The 20,967-nt window shown below is 43.8% G+C and carries 13 protein-coding genes; 12 read left to right on the top strand and 1 reads right to left on the bottom strand.

Annotation, left to right across the window (positions count from 1 at the left end; all coding sequences use genetic code 11):
- Positions 1-72 precede the first annotated feature (72 nt).
- Entirely contained in the window at positions 73-1,683 is a 1,611-nt protein-coding gene (locus tag AC6CIF_RS21650; protein ID WP_062329962.1) for a response regulator, read from the bottom strand.
- 249 nt (positions 1,684-1,932) lie between these two features.
- On the opposite strand from AC6CIF_RS21650, the gene AC6CIF_RS21645 reads away from it, so the two are divergent.
- The 12 genes from AC6CIF_RS21645 (at position 1,933) to AC6CIF_RS21590 (ending at position 20,884) form a co-directional block, all read left to right on the top strand.
- Positions 1,933-2,985 (top strand): family 43 glycosylhydrolase, encoded by a 1,053-nt coding sequence (locus AC6CIF_RS21645; RefSeq protein WP_249912593.1) that lies wholly within the window; start codon positions 1,933-1,935, stop codon positions 2,983-2,985.
- A gap of 24 nt (positions 2,986-3,009) precedes the next feature.
- Positions 3,010-4,365: an alpha/beta hydrolase family protein gene (locus tag AC6CIF_RS21640; RefSeq protein ID WP_498201497.1), complete on the top strand. Its 1,356-nt coding sequence runs from the start codon at positions 3,010-3,012 to the stop codon at positions 4,363-4,365.
- A gap of 16 nt (positions 4,366-4,381) precedes the next feature.
- Positions 4,382-5,476: a pectin acetylesterase-family hydrolase gene (locus AC6CIF_RS21635; RefSeq protein ID WP_498201496.1), complete on the top strand. Its 1,095-nt coding sequence runs from the start codon at positions 4,382-4,384 to the stop codon at positions 5,474-5,476.
- 546 nt (positions 5,477-6,022) lie between these two features.
- Positions 6,023-7,645: a carboxylesterase/lipase family protein gene (locus AC6CIF_RS21630; protein WP_498201495.1), complete on the top strand. Its 1,623-nt coding sequence runs from the start codon at positions 6,023-6,025 to the stop codon at positions 7,643-7,645.
- 192 nt (positions 7,646-7,837) lie between these two features.
- The gene (locus AC6CIF_RS21625) at positions 7,838-8,944 is read left to right on the top strand and encodes a pectin acetylesterase-family hydrolase (RefSeq protein WP_498201494.1); all 1,107 of its coding nucleotides are present in this window, start codon (positions 7,838-7,840) and stop codon (positions 8,942-8,944) included.
- 541 nt (positions 8,945-9,485) lie between these two features.
- Positions 9,486-11,192, top strand: coding sequence for a type 2 periplasmic-binding domain-containing protein (locus AC6CIF_RS21620; RefSeq protein ID WP_498201493.1), 1,707 nt, complete (start codon positions 9,486-9,488; stop codon positions 11,190-11,192).
- Positions 11,193-11,650: 458 nt separating this feature from the next.
- Positions 11,651-13,201 carry a tannase/feruloyl esterase family alpha/beta hydrolase gene (locus AC6CIF_RS21615; RefSeq protein WP_498201492.1) on the top strand — a complete coding sequence of 517 codons (1,551 nt, stop codon included), beginning with the start codon at positions 11,651-11,653 and terminating at the stop codon, positions 13,199-13,201.
- 70 nt (positions 13,202-13,271) lie between these two features.
- Positions 13,272-14,876 carry a carboxylesterase/lipase family protein gene (locus tag AC6CIF_RS21610; protein WP_413036925.1) on the top strand — a complete coding sequence of 535 codons (1,605 nt, stop codon included), beginning with the start codon at positions 13,272-13,274 and terminating at the stop codon, positions 14,874-14,876.
- Between the two features lie 223 nt (positions 14,877-15,099).
- Positions 15,100-16,464: a hypothetical protein gene (locus tag AC6CIF_RS21605; protein WP_498201491.1), complete on the top strand. Its 1,365-nt coding sequence runs from the start codon at positions 15,100-15,102 to the stop codon at positions 16,462-16,464.
- 273 nt (positions 16,465-16,737) lie between these two features.
- The gene (locus tag AC6CIF_RS21600; protein WP_498201490.1) at positions 16,738-17,670 is read left to right on the top strand and encodes an ABC transporter permease; all 933 of its coding nucleotides are present in this window, start codon (positions 16,738-16,740) and stop codon (positions 17,668-17,670) included.
- A gap of 12 nt (positions 17,671-17,682) precedes the next feature.
- On the top strand, positions 17,683-18,555 hold the full coding sequence (locus AC6CIF_RS21595; RefSeq protein ID WP_498201489.1) for a carbohydrate ABC transporter permease: 873 nt from the start codon (positions 17,683-17,685) through the stop codon (positions 18,553-18,555).
- Positions 18,556-18,730: 175 nt separating this feature from the next.
- Positions 18,731-20,884, top strand: coding sequence for a glycoside hydrolase family 3 N-terminal domain-containing protein (locus AC6CIF_RS21590; RefSeq protein ID WP_498201488.1), 2,154 nt, complete (start codon positions 18,731-18,733; stop codon positions 20,882-20,884).
- The last annotated feature ends 83 nt before the right edge of the window (positions 20,885-20,967 follow it).

The following is a 20,967-nucleotide window of genomic DNA, read 5'->3' as shown; positions in this document are numbered from 1 at the left end:
CAATTTAGCAAAAAAAGGCTTCCAGTAATCAATTACCTGGGAGCCTTTTGTCGTGTGATCGATAAATAAGTTTTACCGGTTCCGATAATCCTGCGGCGTCTTGCCGAAATGTTCCTTGAAGATTTTGATGAAATGAGGGGTTGCCTGAAAGCCCAGCTGGTCGCTGATTTCAGATATTTTCAAGTCCGTATTTCGCAGGAGATGAACCGCTCTTTCCATTCGGAAATGATAAATATAATCACCAATCGTTTCATTCATAACCGTCTTGTAAATCTTGGAGAGATACACCGGATGCAGACCCACATGGTCGGCAATGATTTGCAATGAAATCCCCTCAGACAAATGTTCATGAATAAATGTTCGGACTTTGGTGGCAACCTGCTGTTGTGCATTCTCCATTTGGGTCGACGTCTTAGCCTTTAATGCAATTATAATTTTACTTGCCCAGTCGTAAATTCGTTGTCTTGAGAGATGCCCCTTCTTGCGGAGCAACAAATCGAATTCTGGTCCCATCTGATCATATAAGCTGGATCCATTCGGCTGGAAACAGATGGTGAATGAGGATGAGAGATAAAGCAGCACTGTAAATAATTGATCCTGTGAAAGATCGTAAGATTGTTCGTCTGCACTACTGCCGACAATGAGCAATTCATCAATCTTGGCAATCGCCTCGTCCCAGCTGCCTGAATCCAGCAGTGTTGAAAGTGCAGGCGGAGCATATAATTTTTTGACGATGGAGCTCTGAGGCTGCTCACTTTTTTCATTAATGGTTAGGAAGAAACTTTTATTATTTCCAATATTCCGGTTAATGGCGTTTATTGCGGCCAAATATAAGTTTTGCAGGTCGTCTGGAAACTTGGCGATGTTGCTTAGGCAGATCGAGAGCGAGCCCTTCAGGAATTTTTGGACATGGTTCTGCAGCTTCACTGCAAATGAATCCACCAAGTGCAAGTCGTCTGACTGGTTGCCTTTGATGAGAAAAACTAAGTATCCCTGCTCGGTGACGCAGTGCCATAAAGTGAACAATTTTTGGAACACTTCATCTGCAATGTTGGTAACGGCATATTCAAGGAGTGATAAGGATTGGAGGTCGTACCCCGAGAAGTCCTCCTCCATGCGAACAACCATCATCATATAGGGGTCATCGAACCGAAAGGGAACACCTACCAGAGCAAGTCTCTCATCCAAAACCTCATGGCGGATGATCTTGTTCTTAAGCAGGTCGTTAAGCAGCTGTGACCGCATCAGTGGGAGATTAGCCTCTAGGGTTTGCTTAATACGCTGGAAGGATATGACTTCCTTCCATTCCTCTTCAACATTATGAATTGCTTTCTTAACCGAGTTAATTAACTCATTATAATCGACTGGCTTAAGCAAGTAATCCTGTGTCTGAAAAGCTAAGGCTTTTTTGGCGTATTCAAACTCGTCATGTCCCGAAAGGATGATACAGCGGATTTTGCGTGAATAATGCTGCATCACTTCGATTAACTCCAATCCGGACATTTCTGGCATCTGAATGTCCGTAATCATAATGTCAATCGAATACTTGGCCGCAATGTGCAGTGCTTCTTGCGCAGAGTATGCACAATGTACCTCTTCTATTCCATAATCTTTCCATTGTACAGTCATAGCCAGACTATCTACGACAGAGGTCTCATCATCAACAATAAGTAGTTGGTACATAATTTTATTCCTCCGGTTGGTTGCTAATCTCCCATTTCTGCTTGAGGTAACCTCATTATATGAATCTGTTAGTCGGCTGGCAATGTCTATAGACTGGAATTCCGTCTTAGATTAGAAATGAGATATTTATGTTTGGATTCCTATATATCAACAGCTAAATACAGGAACCTATAATTAAGCTGTGAGGAAAGTATAGAATTTGTCAACACATGACTAAAATCTATTACCAAGAAAGGATCCAAATTATCTATGCAAACATCAATTAGACCGGGGCAAATCTGGCTGGATACGGAAGGCAAACGAATTCAAGCTCACGCAGGTTCTATCTTTTACGAGAATGATACGTTCTATTGGTACGGTGAGAATAAGGAGAAGACAACACCGGGCAGCGGAATCTGGCACTGGGGAGTCCGTTGTTATTCGTCCAAGGACCTTTACAATTGGCAAGATGAGGGGTTGATTATTCCCCCAGTGGAAAATGATCCTGCTTCTTCTCTTCATCCAGCCAGTTATATGGATCGTCCACACATTATTTTCAACAAGAATACCGGGAAATATATTTGCTTCCTCAAGATTATGGAAAAGGATAGCACCCAGACTCTGACCATCATGTCCGCAGATCAATTACTAGGGCCTTATATGATGATTAAAACCAAGTTCCGCCCTTTAAATATGAGTGCCGGTGATTTCGACCTGGCAGTTGCACGGGACGGGAAAGCGTATTATTACTTCGAACGGGTTCACAGTGAATTGATTTGTGCTGATTTGACCGCGGATTATACAGGTGTAACGGGATTTTATTCAACTCATTTCCCCAATTTTTATCCGCCTTACGTCCGTGAGGCCCCGGCATATTTTACAAGAAGAAACTTGCATTATTTGGTGACCTCAGGTACGACAAGCTATAATCCGAATCCTTCAGAAGTTGCATGTTCACGGTCTTTCCACGGCCCATTCGAAATTCTGGGTAATCCGCATGTGAATGATCCCTCAAATACTTCCTTCTGTTCCCAGATCTCTTCGGTATTCAAGCATCCGAAGAAGAAAGATCTGTATATCGCCTTGGCTGACCGCTGGATTACTGATGAAGAAGGCATGATTTCATATGACGTTCTGGCTGACGCCTATGACCGGTATTTTAATCCAGACCGCCAAGATGAACCAGTTACGTTTACCGGTTCCTCTTATAATGTGAATGAGAATACACATAAAGCAGATTATGTTTGGCTACCGTTCCGGTTCGACGGGAAGATGGCTTATCTGGACTGGAAAGACGAATGGCGGATTGAAGATTATGATTAATCATGGAGCGAAGGAGGAACATGCATGAAACGTGATATCCGAAAAATGATGGCACTATTATCGGAAGCCAATGTAAAAGAACAGGACCTGCCTTTCTCCGTTGAAAAACGGGATATTGAAATTCCTTTCATTTCAAAAAACGGCACTGTGCGCCGGCGTCCCCTTCGTATTTATGTTCCGGAAACTGGGCCGACTCCGAAACCGCTGGTGTTCATCGCGCATTATGAAATGCCCGAAAATGACGCAACGTTGAACCTTTATTTGAGGAAAGGCTGGGCTGTATCGACACCGATTGATTTTCAGTCTGAATATAATGGGAATCTGATCGATGACGACCTGATTTTCAACAGCGCCGCATTATCAGCCGTCAGGAAGCAGCCCGACATGGACCGGACACGGATCGTTGTCAGTGGGGGAAGCGCCGGCGGCTATATGACGCAGATGTTGTCTGTTCTGCATCTTGGTCTCTGCTGCTCTGTTTCCTTTAGCGGAATTACCAATATATTATTTAACATGAAGTATCTTCAGTCAGCAAACGAACATAACAAGGAGATTCTTGAAACGCTAACCGCAGACGAACGAAAAGACTTCATTCGCTGTCTGGAAGTAATTCCAGTGCCTATAATCGGTGCGATATTCGGACAGTTCGCTCCAATTCTGGCAAAGATCCAGGAGAATTCACACGGCGAGATTTGGAAGGCTTTATCTCCATCCTGCATGGCAAGATGTTTTACCGGTCCGGTATTATTTTCTCATTTTACCTCTGACTTGCTGGTACCCATTGATCAACTGACCAAACGATTCACATATGCCGAGCTTGACAAGTCCCTTCCCGACGGATTCCGTATCCGTATGTCAGAGTTCCCGCTCGAAGAAGAGCTGCAGCGATCAATGGCTGAAATGCTTCCTGCAGGTGATTTATTTGAGAATCTTTGTCCGCCCCCGCAAACATCAGGAGAAAATTTCAAGCTCTCCTTCGATCTCAGCAAACGCTTCAACATACTCGTATTCGATGAAGGCAATGTCGAAGCAGAGGGTGGGCATTATAAAAAAATGGATCTTGGTTCCATTGACGCGACCGCCTATATACAGGCTCAGCTTCAGAAGTCGTCCAGAGAAACAAACTGGCTGACCGCCGGAAAACTGGCGCTCATGGCTGAGCGGTATGCGGGAAAAGGCTTCCTGATTCCCGGACAGGCTGGCATCGACGATACCGTTTATGGTTCGGTTGCTATGAACTGTCAGGAGATTCTTGAGGAGCTGTCGGAGTTTGGCGAGCTTCATCCTGAGGAATTTGCCGATACGCTTCGTACAGTAATGACTGCAAGACCGGATCTTGCGGATGCACTGGGTGAGATCAAAAACCGACTATTAATCTAATAAGGAGCGCTGTCATATGTTTGATAATGACGAAGAGTTAAGGGGATATTTGCCGAAGCACTTCCCGATATTAGAGGGAAAGCCTGAAGCCGGACAATGGTATAGGCTCCCGGTTCCCGGAGCAATTAGTGCAGATGGCTTGCCTTACTGGGGATTTCTGCGGAAAGGAACAGAGCCGGGCCTTATCGTTTATTTCTCCGGTGGAGGTGTATCGCTGAATGCATATATGGCGGCACGTCCCAATAAGTTAAATGAGATTTCGGAGACATTTTATTTTGACGGCAAAGCGTTGCCGTACATCGATGCATTCGTAAAGCAAGGCCTTTTTGACCCTTCCCAAGATAATCCCTTTCGGAACTGGAGCTGCATCTTGGTAAGCTATACAACAGGTGATTTCCATGTGGGGAATAGCGACTACCCTTATACAGCAATAGACGGTTCGCCTGCTGTGCTGCATCATCATGGCTATCGCAATTATCGGGGGCTTATGGAGCAGGCGCTTCAATTTATATCAGCTCCCACGAAACTGCTGATCACCGGCGGCAGTGCAGGCGCTTTCGGTGCTTCGGCTTTGGCTGCGGATGTCATGGATTATTTCCCGGAGTGCCGGGATGTGACCTGCTGTCCGGATAGCTCATTGTTGCTCTATAACGAGTGGCAGGCAGTTGCTCAGCATGTCTGGCAGGCAAATGAACGGATATGGAAACCGCTGCACGGGCAAAATATTTGCCTTGACTGGCTTCGCGCCCTTTATGCTGAGAAGGGTGACGGCGTAAGGTACCTCTTTATTTGCTCCATTAGGGATAGTGCTCTGGCAAGGTACCAACATTTTTTGGATCACGGCACTATGGAGCTTACAAGGGAACAAAGTCTACAATTCGAAAAGGATCTCAGGAATATGGTCGATGTGCTGAAGAGCGAAATCCCTGGCATTGGTGTCTTCCTGCTGGATAACCCCGATACGGGGCTTGATCCGGAGCTCCTGGGTACACAGCATACCTTTCTTCACACTCCCGAGTTTTTTCAGCCCGTCAAAGATGGTGTCAGTCTTCGTGATTGGCTGTGGAATGCCGTGAATGGAAGTGTTCTAAATATAGGGTTGGAACGTTGAAAAGGCAAAATTGAATTGTGATGGAATGAAAATTAAATCGAAAGGCTCCGTGGCAATTTAAAGATTGCTCAGGAGCCTTTTTTTTATTAGAAAGCTTGATGCAATCGAATAAGTACTCTTAGAAATCTAGATGTAAACTTCCCATTAAAGATATAAATGCACACTGTACTGGATGTCCATAAGGTTCATGGCCAGCTTTAATTTTCGATGGTAATTACAATCTATAATTAGAACACTTAGAATGAGATACCTATGTTTGTATTCCTTTATTTCGGAGGTCAGATGCATCAAATTATAATGAAGTTAACTCAATCGTGAGGGGTGATAACACACCTTTTTTTAGCATGTATACATTGTTTTTCATGGTTGGTTACGTTCCTCGTAAGAAAAATCTGTCAAAAATAAAGGGAGGAATGTTGAGATCAAAATGGTAGTCGTTCTTGTTGTAGGGTGAATCACGACCGCGCAGCCCATTTTGCGCATGGATTGTATTAACCATGGTGGAATGTTGTTTGATTAAGGTAATCCGAGAGAGGGGTAATGCTCGTGAAAAAGGTGATAGTAGTTATCTTAAGCGCAATGTTGATTCTGTCTGTTTTTGTACCCAACAACGCACTGGCAGTCACAAACGACAATCAAGAGCAATCAATCCGAGATCTTAATTACAAGAGAATTATAAAAGGGGAGGAAAATAATACTCTCAAACCTGACAAGATTACAAAACATGTCACTGGCGGCAAAATTAGAGGTTATCTTTCCCCAAATGATAGTTCAGTGGCAATATATAAAGGAATCCCTTATGCTGCGCCTCCTGTTGGAGAAAACAGATGGCGGGCTCCACAGGATGTAAAAGCATGGTCTGGTGTAAAAGAGACGAGAGAATATGGATTTTCATGTATGCAAAAAATAAATAAAGAAGATTACACAAATTATCCTGAATATATGGTTTCAGACAAAGTATCCGAGGATTGCTTGACTCTAAATATATGGACTAACAGCAAAACGGGAATGAAGGCAAATATGCCGGTTGTATTTTACATTCACGGAGGAGGTTGGGTCGGAGGCGGGTCGGACATCGAAATTATAGACGGAGAACATCTTGCATCACAAGATGTTATATTTGTAAGTGTCAATTATCGTTTGGGTGTATTTGGATGGTTTGCGTCCTCCGATTTAGTTGAAGAAGATCCTGAGAACTCTAGCGGAAACTACGGACTGATGGATGTGGTGAAAGGATTGGAATGGGTAAATGACAATATTAGTGCGTTCGGCGGAGATCCGAATAATGTAACAATTATGGGGGGCTCCGCTGGAGCGAATCTGGTAAACACATTATTGGTATCCCCTAAAGCCAAAGGGTTATTCAAGCACGCTTTCAGCATGAGTTATCCTCTCGATATCATCAATACGTACCCTAAATTGAGTGATAGAAAGTTGAATGGTGATCGAATTGTAGAGAATGCAGGAGGCTTGGAAGCCCTCAGAAATATGTCGACCGAAGAAGTATATAATTTAGGTTTATTCGCAGCACCTTGTATTGACGGAACTTATGTTACCAAAAATTTCAGAGAAGCTCTGGAATCAGGCATGTCAAAAGATATAGATTTAATAACTGGAGTAGTTTGGAATGATATTAACGGGACTGATGAAAGTATGAGAGGTGACGGTTTGTTTACTTCATTTATGGTTCCTGTTCCCGAAGCGACCGAAGGTGAAGTGCTGGCAACGGTATTAAACGGTGTTGCTATTGCAAGGGAAAAGGGAGGTTCAAAAGGAAAGACATATGTTCTAGAGTTCAATCACATTATGCCTGGACCTGTAAATTTAGGGGCATTTCACGGGTCTGAAATCCCTTATTTCCTGAATTACTTTTCTGATTTTAGAAAAGCCTTCTGGCAGAAGAAGGATTATAACGTAGGAAAAATAGCATCCTCCTACTTAATCAATTTCAGTAAAACAGGATCTCCCAATGGAAAAGGTTTAGTCAAGTGGAATCCGAGTAAGGGAGATTACACACATTTTGTAATGAAAGCCAAGAGTGAAGAGCAGAAAATAAAACACGCAGACATTATTGTTGAGGAGTTCAAGAAAGCAGGATTTGACTTTTTACAGTATGGAAAAAAAACAAACTTAGATATTCAAGAGCTTGCTGTGGCAAATGAGAAATAAATGGTAAGAGAACATTAATGAACCACATTTTAATGAAGTAAATTAAATGGTTGCCTTATTTGAAAGCGTTACCAGATTTGAGAAGGAATGAAGATTAGATTGAGATGGCTGTCTTTCTTATTATAGGGTCACTCACGACAGAGTTAACCGTTGTAAGAATGGAATGTATTAGACTTTAAAGGAGAGAATCATATGTTGGATAATGTTGAGGGATATAAAAAATATCTTGAAGAACATCAGTTACCTGTGTTGGAGGAAGTGCCGGTTTCCGGACAGTGGTACAGAGTCCCGGTTCCCGGAGCTATTTGTGCAGGGGGTTCACCTTACTGGGGCTACATGCGTAAAGGAACGGAGCCTGGTCTCATCGTCTTTTTTTTAGGCGGAGGTGTATCGATAAATGCCTACACGGCTGCCCGGCCATCCAGGTTAGGTGTGCAAGGAGAAACCTTTTATTTTGACGACAAATCATTGCCTTATATGGATATGGCACTTAATCGCGGTATCTTTAATGACACACAGGATAATCCTTTTCGAAACTGGAGTTGCATTTTCGTCAGCTACGCTACAGGGGATTTTCATGTGGGAAATGGTGATTTTCATTATACAACAACGGACGGCTCACCTGCTGTGCTGCACCATCATGGGTACTCCAATTACAGTGGGCTTATGGAGCAAGCGACGAAGCATCTGTCTGCTCCGACAAAACTGTTGATTACGGGAACAAGTGGGGGTGCTTTCGGTGTTGCAGCCTTAGCTTCGGATGTCATGGGTTATTTTCCGGAGTGCAGCGATGTAACCTGCTGCCCTGATAGTGCTTTGTTACTTAATGATCAATGGAGGACAATAGCACAGAACAACTGGCAGGCAAGCAAACGGATATGGGAGCCTCTCCAGGGTCCAAATATCTGTCTTGAATGGATGCGTAACCTCTATGCCGAGAAGGGTAATACCGTTCGATATCTTTATATCAACTCCATTAGAGATGTTGCTTTTGCTATGTATCAACACTATATTGATCACGGCACCTTAGAAGTGAAGCGGGAACAATGTCTGCAATTCGAGAAGGATCTCAAGGAGATGGTGGATACCTTGAAGTCTGAAATCCCCGGCATCGGAATTTTCCTGTTCGACAACCCAATTGGGGAAATGAACCCGGAATCTATGGGTACAGTTCATACCCTAATTCACGACCCCGAATTTTATCGACCGGTCAAACATGGCACAAGCCTGCGAGATTGGCTGTGGAGTGCCGTGAATGGTAACGTGTACAATGCTGGTCTAGACCTACTAGAAGGGTAGATTTGAATAATTCAATTGTAATAATGGTTTACAAGGAAACGAGATAAAGTATGAGAATTTGCAGAAAAATAGGACATTTATGGCTGACGTTGACGCACAGACGACGTCAGTTTTTTTGTTTGTTCTCATTCTGTCTCAATTAAATATAAAATGAGATAGGTATTTTAACCGTAATACGACGATTATGGCGCTATCAGTGGGCAAATAAGGACACTCATTATTTATTTTTAGCGGGCGGACTCTCCCAAGGGTGAACACGATATTTAGAAGTAAATTACGAAGAAATCCGATACTACGTCACAAAAGCATTGCGAGCATTGGCAGAAGGATCAGTAGGGATAAAAAATAACCGATATTTTGCTCCTTACATAATCCCGCTGTTTGGCCCTTCGTAGTTTAAACTATTATACAAAAGCAATACCAGTTCTGGTGCTTCCAAGTTGTTGTTTGGATTAAGATATCGGATGTTGCTTATTCGTTATTTCATAGGTGACATCATGTTTCTATAATGAAAGCGTAACCAAAAAAATAGGGGGGTTGAATGAATATGAAATGGTTAGCTACCGTTCTTTCTGTTGGTTTACTTACTACTGCGCTAATCGGTTGCAGCAATGTCAATAACAACGGCGAGGCCGAGAAGGGAAAGGCAAATCTGGAAACAACGAAGAAGCTGAATATCGTGAATGGCAAGATTGAGCCAACAGCGTCGTTTACCACAGTTATGGGAGAAAATCCGGGCTATAAATATAGAGAAGGGGAATCCGTTACGGACAATGTGTTCACCCGCTGGGTCGAAGACAAGTTTGGCGTAAAGATTAAAGCTTTATGGACAGGAGGCGGTACGGATGGTTCGTATAATACAAAATTGAAACTCATGCTATCCGCGAACGACGAATTGCCGGATATTATAAGCTCGGCTAATCCCGATAACACCAATCTTCTCATCGATTCGGGCAAGTTTATGGAAGTGGAAGAAGTATTCGAGAAATACGCCTCCCCAACTTGGAAACAGGCGTTAGCCGATATAAAGGATCCTTGGTTACCGGTCACTCGAGACGGCAAAAAGATGGCGATTCCTGGAACTGGTACAGATTATGGGCAAGCAAACAACGTTTTATGGATCCGTCAGGACTGGCTGGACAATCTCAAGTTGAAAGCACCTACTTCAATTGAAGAGTTGGAAACGGTCATGGATGCTTTCGTCAATCAGGATCCCGACGGTAATGGGCAGAAGGATACATATGCCCTGGATTTTGCCATGAAGGATAGGATGACCAGTAGTCTCCTTGGAGACGGGTCCTGGATCTTTGGACTTTACGGGGCCATGCCGGAAAGATGGTATCCAGGAGAAGACGGCAAGCTTCAAAATGGTTCGATTTTACCGGGGGTCAAACAGGGCTTAATGAAGATGAAAGAGTGGAAGGATAAAGGGTATTTTGCGAGCGATATTGCCTTACATGACCCAAATACAATTGTCACCGCGGTCACATCCAATAAGGTTGGAATTGTTGCAGCTCCCTCTTTCTTCATCCAATATCCTGGTTCCATGTTGCTTGCGACCAACCCTACGGCGATGTTTAAACCATATCCGCTGCCTAATGGGGTCAATGGTCCAGCTTTGCACACCTATTTTACGATGTCCGGCGGAATTATGATTAATAAAGATATTTCGGATGAAGCGCTTCAAGCTTTCTTTCATTATATGAACTCGATGTATGCTGTCTACGAATCCGATAACCCGCTTGAATATTTTAAAGGATTTCAAGAGGGCTATCAGTATGTTGTCAAAGATGGAAAGATTGTGACCGACGAGAAGCAAATTCCCGGTGGAAAGATTGATTCGAACAGTTACATTTTTGGGGGCATGCCGGATGTTTCATCAAAGATGAAGGAAATAATAGTAAAAGTAGCAAAGAAAGAAGAACTCACAAAGAAAGATCAAACTTTTATGCAAGCTCTTGGGATTGCAGATGACACGAATCCATTACAAAGAATCGTGTACGATGCGATGCTTCTGTCCATGGATGGAGAATCTTCGCGCGTAAAGGAACATTACAAGGGACCGGTAACGCCAACTATGTCGTCCAGAAATGAGCTGTTGCAAAAAATGCAAATGGAGACATTCTCGAAGATCATTTATGGAGAGTCTTCGATTGATGCGTTTGATAAATTTGTAGAGAAGTGGAAGTCTTCGGGCGGAGATACCATTACAAACGAAGTCAATGAATGGTACGATTCGGTTAAGTAATAAGTAGAGAGGTTCTCGAGCAGACCGAGAACCTCTTTTTACATACTTGTTGATTTCACCAAAAATGGACTGCCTGCATTTTCCGCCATTTATTCTTTCAACTTTAAAATGCGATATTCATATTTAAATTCCTTTATATCATCCTTGGGAAGCGCCAACTTATAATTAGACTAATTGATTACAGGCTACATTCCAGGTGCCTTTGGTGCTACAGCCCTGGCTTCCAATTTAATCGGTTATTTCCCTGCTCGTCGCGTTGTGACCTGCTGCGAGGACATTCTCTATCATCGATGGCAGTCAGTAGCGCGACTTTTGGCAGGCTAGAGGGTCTGCAAATGCTGGAGATGGATGTTGAGATCTGTTTATCCTAAGTCAAGCGTGGACTCGAGGTTAATTTGGCATGGGATAAGCAGCTCGTTCTTCTGTACTTTTCAAGAAAAGACGAAAGGGGCACCAACATGTGTACTGAAGATGAGGCAAGAGGAAAACTGAAATCCCTGAAAATTACAAATGGAGAAATTACGCAAATCGAGTTTGTGCCAGCTGGCGTGCCTGATTTTGGTCTGGCCTTTCCATTGGAACCGCTTCCGGAGCACTGTCGCGTCTGCGTCCGAATGAGTCCGGAAGGCGACTCGAATATTCTGATCGAAGTATGGATGCCGCTTACCAATTGGAACAGTAACTTCTTGGGGACTGGAAACGGGGGCCACGCAGGCACCATGAACCGATTGTCTTTGATTAATGGAATCCGTCGAGGATATGCTACAGCCAATACAGATATGGGAACCGCCCCGGACCCGGACATGCTTATCGGTAAGCCGGAAAGGTGGGTTGACTTCGGTTACCGGGCAACGCACCTTATGACCGTTGTTGCAAAGGAAATCATTCAAGCATTTTACGGCAGAGCGCCTAAATTTTCTTACTTTACAGGAGGCTCCACTGGTGGTCAGCAAGGATTAATGGAGGCACAACGGTATCCTGAAGATTACAATGGGATTCTAGTAATGGCACCAGCCAATAATCGTACCCATTTACACATTGCTTTCATATGGAATTGGCTTGCCCTAACGCAGAATCCGGATGCAGGGTTTGACGAACAACAGGCTGCAACTGTTACGGAGCAAATCCTTGTGCATTACGGCGCTGAAGGCGGATGCATTCCAGGAGACCATTTTTTTGCACAGCCTGATCGGATAACCGTTAATACGGATATTTTTAAAGACGGTAAGCTATTGAATGATGAACAGATCCGTGCAATGCAAATCATCTATAACGGTCCTGTAAACCCTGTAACGGGGGAACGGATTTTTGCTCCGGTTGTTGTACCGGGCAGTGAGCGTTTTCCTTTGGGCCTTTCCGCTCAAAGTGATAAGGATGAGTTTGCTAAAGGTTTTCTTTACCTATTCCGCTGGATTTTTGGCAAAGACTATGACTTCGCGAAGTTTGATTTTAATCGCGATGTGGATTTTGTTGACGAACAGTTGGCCCCAATTCTAAATGCAAATAGCGCAGACTTACAGGATTATAAGAACGCGGGCGGAAAAATTATCATGCTTCACGGCACGGCCGATCCGATTATCCCGTACACGGACTCCCTGCAGTACTACGAGCGGGTGATCGAAGCACAGAACGGCCTAGAAAATACACAATCGTTCTTCCGGTATTACATCATCCCGGGGCTTGCCCATGTCTTCGATGGTCCGGGTGTTCAGGATATTGGGATCGGAATCCGGGCAACGCCCAAGGATAGAGAGCATGATGCGCTAACTGCGCTTTCTGCTTGGGTCGAAGAAGGAATCGCTCCGGAACGGTTGCTGCCTGTTGCCTTCAAAGATGGTTCGATAGTGAACGGCTTTATTTTGGATGAATACGAGTATGAGAGACCTGTATATGCCTATCCGAGCATGGCTGTATACAAATCGGGTGATCCCAATCAGCTCGCTCATTATAGTAAAGAGAAACATATCATCAGCAATTTGCCAAAACCTGCTCTTAAGTACCTGAATTGACAGTTCAAAGAAAAACGATTCGGTTTCTATACGAAGGTTATTCTCAGCAAATGACAGGAGGATATAGGATATGAAACCTGTAGAACAAAGTTGGTCACAGGTAACTGAAGTTAACCCGGTCATAGAGATTAATACCGGAAAAATCATGGGGTTTAATCGAAATGGAAACGGCGTTTTTTTAGGAATTCCTTACGGTGATCGTTGTGATGGAGAGTATCGTTTTAAAGCACCGCGACCAGCTACGAGGTGGGACGGAATACGAGACTGTACCCGGTTTGGTCCGATCGCAATGCAGGAACAGAACTCGCTGGATACGTTGCCTGATGCAGTGAGACAAGTGCTGTTGGAATACGGTAAACACTTTTCCGGCGGGACTCCTTATGACAAGCGTGAAGAATATTGCGATGAGAACTGCTTGGTTCTCAACGTGGTAACTCCCGGAATTGATGAGAGAAAACGGCCGGTTATGGTGTATATTCATGGTGGCGGTTATATGTCCGGCTCGGGAGCGGTAACGGCGGCAATCTGCGACCGATTGGCGGACGAGGAAGATATCATTATCGTGACAGTTAATCATAGATTGAATCTGTTCGGAGGATTGTATCTTGGAGAATTTGATGAGGAATACGCGGAGTCCGGAATAGCAGGACAGCTAGACTTGGTTATGGCCCTGCAGTGGATACGAAGTAATATCGAAAAGTTCAGTGGCGACCCGTCAAATGTTACATTGATCGGCGAATCCGGTGGCGGAATAAAAATCGGGCATCTGATGTCGATGCCTGCTGCCAAAGGGCTTTACTCAAAGGCAATCATCGTTAGCGGATCGATTCAGATCGGAGCCAAAACAAAAGAACAGGGTACGGCTGAAACGCTGAAGGTGTTGAAGCAGCTTGGCATTGCTAAAAAGAATTGGCGAAAGCTTCTGGAAGTACCGGCAGAAACCTTGATAGGTACCATTCGCGGAATGAGATTGGTGCAGGAAGAAAGCACTCCGTTTTATCCAACACCCGACGGTGTACACATTCCCTTCAATCCGGATCGCGTTTATCAAACATTTGATTGTTCAGCGGAAGTGCCGCTTCTGGTGGGTGCTTCCGAGGAAGAACTGGCTATGGAAGTAAGGGATCCCATGATGACCTGGGAAGAGGTAAGAATAGAGTTGCTTAAGCAGAGCTTTGCTGAGGTTCAAAGGATAAAAGGCCTGTCGGAAGATAATGTGGATGCGGTGATTCGAACCTTTCGCGATGCATGTGAAGACCGGAAACAACCATGGAAAATCTTGGTGCAAATTATTTCCATGTGTCATTTCCTTGGTGGCGGTGCTTATAAGAATGCCATGGCTAAGGCAGAGCAAAAGGTTGCGCCGGTTTGGCATTATATGACGACCTATGATTCTCCGATGCCAGGAATGGGGGCGCTGGCTTGCGCTTGGCACACAGCTGATTTACCGTTGATTTTCCGTGCCGTCTATCATAAAGAAGCCGAACGACTTTCAAAGTCAATGGCGCACGCCTTGGCCTCCTTCGCCCGTACCGGTTCCCCGGCAACAGAAAAGTTGGATTGGCCGGCATTTACCGTAGAAGACAAAAAGACCATGCTATTCGATGAAGAATCGGGCTGGAAAGAAGATCCTTATCAAGCGATTCATAAGGTTCTTGACGAAATCAACACATGAGTAATCGAGAGGAGCCAATATGCTTCAGATCTATGATATAAGAACGGAATACTTTTCGAATAAGATGGGCTTGGATACGGTAACCTCGCTTTTTATAGAAATTAAGAAGCAACAATGGGGGAGTCCTCCAGATAAGTTATCGTATCGTTGCAAGAACATCTGCATTTACAAAAATTAGACAAGGGGGGAGGATGTATCGGATTACGGATACATCCAAAAGAAGATGAGAAAAAATCTGTTTACTGTAAATGAAGATAGATTTTTTGCAGAAGCATTTTCTAAAACGCTTGATATGAACCAGTCAGTTGAACTGGGAGGTTTAGCAATTAGTCTTTATAAATCTTTATCAGATAACAGCAAAGAGACATTAGATAATATTCAGAAAGTATATGAGGTTTATGAAAGTGCCAGCTTAACGTTCTATCCCAATGGAAAAGTAAGTGTTGCTCATAAAATTACCGATAAAGTTTATCATGCGTTGGCAGAAAATGACGTGTTCAAATACATGATGAAACAAACGGCCAATAAGGTGCTGGACTACTCGGTTGATCATGAAAAAGGGCTCATCGCTATAGGGGATGGATCGACATATGTCTACAATATGGAAGTTGACTCAATATATAGACAATCCATATTGGCTAATGAAGTATTTTTTTCTTCCGGACAAGTAGGAGATATTCCTTCGGATGAGAACGAAGCTGCTTATACTGTGATGAGGAATGTTTCGTATGGTTCTAATCCGTCAGATATACGAAATCAAATGGATGTGTATATACCTGATAATTTGGATACGAGTAAGAAAAATGGAGCTTTCCTCCTTCTTTATGGTGGTGGATGGGTATCTGGAGGGAAAGAATCCACGCAGAGTACTGCTCGGATGTATGCTTCCGAAGGATATATATCCATTGCCATTAATATGCATAATACCTACATTAATCCCGAAACTCAAAAAACAGAGACGACAGTTTTTGATATGTTGAATGATATTCACAATAGTGTTAAAAAGTTAAAAGCACTATCTGACGAAAATAATTGGAATATAACTCAAATGGCTACGTACGGTGGATCAGCTGGAGGAAATCTTGCTCTGCTTTATGCATACTCAAGAGGAACAGATATGCCGTATTTTGAAACAGAAGAGATTTTGCCAGTAAAATTTGTTGTAAATCTGGTAGGTCCAGTAGATATGCATTTTTCAGCTTTCGGAGGAGATAAAGACTGGGAGGATCACGAGGCGCATGCAGCATTGATGGGTTCAGGGATTACACTAAAATTGACCGGTGCAGCAAATAATCCGGATCTGACAGAAGAAGAAAAGGAAAAACATATACAAGCCATGTCGCCAGTGTATTACGTAGAAACGTTTGGTGGAGTCCCAACGGTGATGGGGTACTCTAAGAGAGATACTGCAGTAAATCCAAAACATGGGAAAATTCTAAAAGAACATCTAGATAAGAAATCTATCCAAAATGATTTATTCACGTTCCCTAAATCAATTCATGGTTTAGATGATGATCCAGAAGAGGCTGAAGCATTCCATGCTAAATCAATTGAATATGCAGAAATCTACTTCAACGTAATGGATTAAGTTAAAAAGCAGGAATAACCTTTATGGCTGACGCTGACACATAGTCGACGTCAGCTTTTGTTGTTCATTCTGTTTTAAATTGCAATTTTATGATTTTAAAAGATAGCGTCATTGGCGCAGATTAGAGCCTGCTACTCCTTTAAATAGCATTCTGCATATTCAATATTTAGAATGCGTTATTGGTATTTGCATTGCTTTATATCAAGCCGAAATGGCAGAAATTATAATGAAAATGAACATGGATTATAAGAATCAGCTGGGAGGATTTAGATCATGGGCATGAATACTGCTGTACCGGCAAAAAAAATGAAATTATCCAGAACAAAAGGTAGCTGGGGATTATATTTGATGATCCTGCCTGCGGTGGTACTGACCGCGATTTTTGTCTATGTACCCATGAGTGGCCTCTTAATGGCCTTTCAGGATTATAAGCCTTATCTGGGGATCTCCAAATCTCCCTGGGTCGGGTTAGACCAATTCAAGTTTTTATTCGAGTATCCAGACAGCATCCAAGTCATTTGGAACACCCTGAAAATTTCGTTCCTCAAATTGGTCATCGGTATGATCAGTACGCTTGCGTTTGCCCTGTTGATCAATGAAGTGAAACATAAATTTCTGCGCACCTCGGTTCAGACCTTTGTGTTTCTACCTCACTTCATTTCCTGGGTAGTGCTCGGCGGCATTTTCATCCAGCTGCTCAATCCGGAATATGGATTGGTGAACCAGCTGCTTATCGCCTTGGGTCAGGAGCCTGTGTTCTTCCTCGGGAGCAACAAGTGGTTTGTGCCAATTGTGCTCTTGACGGACGCATGGAAAGAATTCGGATACGGGTCCATCATTTATCTGGCAGCTCTGGTGGGCATTAATCCGGCTCTATATGAAGCCGCTCAAATTGACGGAGCAGGCAAGCTGAAACAAATGTTGAATATCACTCTTCCGAGTCTGATCCCCACCATCTGTGTCATGCTGACGATTTCTCTGGGCGGCGTGCTCAATGCAGGCTTTGACCAGATCTTCAACTTGTACAATCCGCTGGTCTACGAAAGCGGCGATATCATCGATACCTTTGTGTACCGCATTGGCTTGATCGGGGGGAACTACAGTTTCGGTACAGCCATTGGACTATTCAAATCCGTGGTGGGTCTGATCCTGATTCTAGTGGGCTACCGGATCGCTTACAAAGTGGCAGGATACAAGATTTTTTAAGGAGTGGACCTAATGCGTACAACAGCCAAATTCAGTACATTTCAACTCATCAACAATCTGGTCATGATCCTACTGGCCGTGATGTGCATTCTGCCCTTTCTGCATGTGTTGTCTGTATCTTTAAGTTCCAGTGCAGCCGTATCCGCCAATAAAGTGACGTTCTGGCCGATTGGTTTTAACTTGGGTTCCTACAGCAAGGCACTGGAAGATACCCAGTTACTTCGTTCCCTCTGGATCTCGGTAGAGCGGACCTTGTTAAGTGTCACGCTGGGACTGCTGGTGACCAGTATGGCAGCCTATGTGCTCTCCAAAGGCGGAGGACGAAACGGGATTGCAGGTTACAGATGGTTTGTCGGATTTTTTATTGTAGCCTTGCTGTTTAACGGGGGAATGATCCCGACGTATTTGGTAGTGACCAAAATCGGTCTGTATAACTCGATATGGGCGTTGATCCTGCCGACGATGGTCAATGTCTTTAACATCATCCTGATTATGAATTTTTTCAAGGCATTGCCGAAAGAGCTGGAAGAAGCCGCTTTTATCGACGGTGCCGGGCACTGGAAAGTGTATCTAAGAGTGATGATGCCCTTATCGCTGCCCGTCATGGCGACCGTGGGTCTGTTCACCGTGGTAGGCGAATGGAATGAATGGTTATCCGGTCAAATCTATATGAAGCCGGAGAACGTGCCGCTGAGTACGTTTTTGAAAGCTGCCATATCCATGCCGAATATTGATATCAAGAATGCAGAAGAGGCCGCGAAATTCAATGCCGTGTCCCTGAATTCTGCACAAATCTTCATCGGAGCTTTGCCGATCTTGCTGATCTATCCCTTCCTCCAAAAATTCTTTGCAAAAGGTATCGTCATTGGTGCTGTGAAGGAGTAAGTACATTCAGGAATGGGAGGGCCAAAGTTCATATGAAGAAAAAAAAGAAATCAGCAGTATTGGAAGCGATGGAAACGGACGCATGGTCGTTATTTATAAATAATTTGAAAAACTCAATGTATATGTAGTAATGACTGGTAGCTAAATTTAATTTATATTTTCCGGAGGAATCAAATTGAAGAAGAATTACGAAAATGAAATTCAATCCTTATTACTTAAAATGACCATAGAAGAAAAGGTTGGACAACTTCAGCAGTGTGGACCATCTTTGGTAGGAGCATTTGATGTAAGCTTCGAAGAACTGGTTAATATGGTGTTTGACGGAAGGATCAGCAAAGCCGATTTCCAGATCATGATGAGTACAGCTAAACAGGATTTTCGCGAGGAAGACTTAAGAGCAGGCAAAATCGGTTCCTATAATGGACTAAATGATGCGAAAAAGGCTAATGAGCTGCAAAAAATAGCTGTAACTGAAACGCGTCTAGGTATTCCACTTTTGTTCGGATACGATGTGATTCATGGCTATCGCACCGTAACACCAATTCCGCTTGCAGAAAGCTGCGCGTGGGAGCCTGAATTATGGAAAAAAACAGCAAGGATATCGGCAGAAGAAGCGACTGCAGGCGGTGTCCATATGACATTCGCTCCAATGGTGGATGTAGCAAAGGATGCCAGATGGGGCCGTGTCAGTGAAGGGGCAGGAGAAGATGTTTTACTGTCATCCATTTACGGTGCTGCAAAAGTAAATGGATTTCAAGGGGATGATTTGACAAAGGAAGACGCGATGGTGGCCTGCGTTAAACATTTTACCGGTTATGGTGCAGCGGAGGCGGGGAAAGATTACAACCGGGTGGATATATCGATGCAGCGTTTATTCGAAGAATATCTCCCGCCATTCGAGGCTTGTATTAAAGCCGGAGCAAGAGCGGTCATGCCCGCTTTTAATGATATTAATGGAATGCCATGCACGGTGAATTCATGGCTCCTCACAGGTGTTCTTCGAGGTGAATGGGGATTTGACGGAATGACCATTAGCGATGCGAATGCCATTGCAGAATGTGTCACTCATGGAATTGCAGAGAACCTAGCAGATGCATCTAAGCAGGCCATTGAAGCCGGACTCGACATGGATATGACCTCGAATGCTTACATTGAAACGCTGGCTGAACTGATTGCTAACGGTGATGTGGAAGAACATGTGCTGGATAGAGCTGTGGCTGATATCCTGCGGATTAAGTTTGAACTGGGATTATTTGATCAACCGTACCGTACTTCGGAAGCACGTGAGAAAGCTGCTATATTGAAGCCAGCCTACCGTTCCCTGGCAAGAGAAGCTGCAGAGAAATCCATCGTTCTGCTGAAAAACGATAATGTGCTGCCTTTAAAAAATGGGGTGAAGTTGGGTTTAATGGGTGAGCTGGCCAATAACCGGGAGGAGATGACGGGAGCCTGGGCCATCAAAGCAGACGGACAAGACTGTGTAAGCCTTGTCGATGCTTGCAAGGCTCAAGGAATTAACTTTATTTACATGGCTGAAGATACAGTGATTCCTGAAGAGTGCGATGTTTATGTCGCTGCTATTGGAGAATTCAAAAATCAGAGTGGTGAAGCGGCCTGTCGTGCTTCTATAGAGCTGCCCACAGAACAGATCGATTTATTGAAGAGATTAATAGAAACAGGTAAACCGGTGATTGCCGTTCTGTTTAATGGAAGGCCCCTAGCAATCCCGTGGGTAGCGGACAACGTACATGCAATTGTCGAGGCATGGCATCCGGGTGTAGAAGCAGGGAATGCCATCTTAAATATACTGTTCGGGATAATAAATCCATCCGCTAAATTAACCACAACCTTTCCTTATTCCAGCGGGCAATGCCCGGTTTACTATGCACATACTAATACCGGTCGCCCGGGAGGAAAGAGTAAATTCACTTCAAAATATTTAGACACACCGCTTGAGCCGGTTTATCCGTTTGGATATGGCTTAAGCTATACAACATTCCTATATTCGGATCTGCAGGTGAGGAAAGAGCATGAAGGAATCAGAGTGTCCGTTAAGGTAAGGAATACTGGAGATCGCGATGGAACTGAGATTATTCAGTGTTATATCCGCGATATCGTGGCGAAGCGTGTCCGGCCTGTAAAACAGCTGGTCGATTTTACGAAGATTCCATTGCAGGCAGGAGTGGAAAACGAAGTCGATTTTCTAGTTCCCTATCAGGCAATGGGCTACTATGACATGAGTATGAATTATGTTATTGAAGAAGGAGAATTTGAAATTTTTGTGGGAGGTAATTCAGTAGATTGTCTGTCAAGTAGGTTCTGGCTGTAAAACCGTAAAACTTGCTCTACTGCGATTTTTCAGAAAAAGAACATAGCGAGATCATTACTTATTTACATCGAATCGAAATCAAT

The sequence above is a fragment of the Paenibacillus sp. GQ49 genome, assembly GCF_059759055.1.
The sequence above is the reverse complement of the archived record's forward strand: the minus strand, read 5'-3'. Positions and strand labels throughout refer to the sequence as shown.

Bases quoted from the DNA above. Each gene is read 5' to 3' on its own strand.
- AC6CIF_RS21600 (WP_498201490.1), top strand. From the start codon at position 16,738: ATGGGCATGAATACTGCTGTACCGGCAAAAAAAATGAAATTATCCAGA.
- AC6CIF_RS21625 (WP_498201494.1), top strand. From the start codon at position 7,838: ATGTTGGATAATGTTGAGGGATATAAAAAATATCTTGAAGAACATCAG.
- AC6CIF_RS21650 (WP_062329962.1), bottom strand. From the start codon at position 1,683: ATGTACCAACTACTTATTGTTGATGATGAGACCTCTGTCGTAGATAGT.
- AC6CIF_RS21640 (WP_498201497.1), top strand. From the start codon at position 3,010: ATGAAACGTGATATCCGAAAAATGATGGCACTATTATCGGAAGCCAAT.
- AC6CIF_RS21635 (WP_498201496.1), top strand. From the start codon at position 4,382: ATGTTTGATAATGACGAAGAGTTAAGGGGATATTTGCCGAAGCACTTC.
- AC6CIF_RS21620 (WP_498201493.1), top strand. From the start codon at position 9,486: ATGAATATGAAATGGTTAGCTACCGTTCTTTCTGTTGGTTTACTTACT.
- AC6CIF_RS21605 (WP_498201491.1), top strand. From the start codon at position 15,100: ATGAGAAAAAATCTGTTTACTGTAAATGAAGATAGATTTTTTGCAGAA.
- AC6CIF_RS21610 (WP_413036925.1), top strand. From the start codon at position 13,272: ATGAAACCTGTAGAACAAAGTTGGTCACAGGTAACTGAAGTTAACCCG.
- AC6CIF_RS21645 (WP_249912593.1), top strand. From the start codon at position 1,933: ATGCAAACATCAATTAGACCGGGGCAAATCTGGCTGGATACGGAAGGC.
- AC6CIF_RS21595 (WP_498201489.1), top strand. From the start codon at position 17,683: ATGCGTACAACAGCCAAATTCAGTACATTTCAACTCATCAACAATCTG.
- AC6CIF_RS21615 (WP_498201492.1), top strand. From the start codon at position 11,651: ATGTGTACTGAAGATGAGGCAAGAGGAAAACTGAAATCCCTGAAAATT.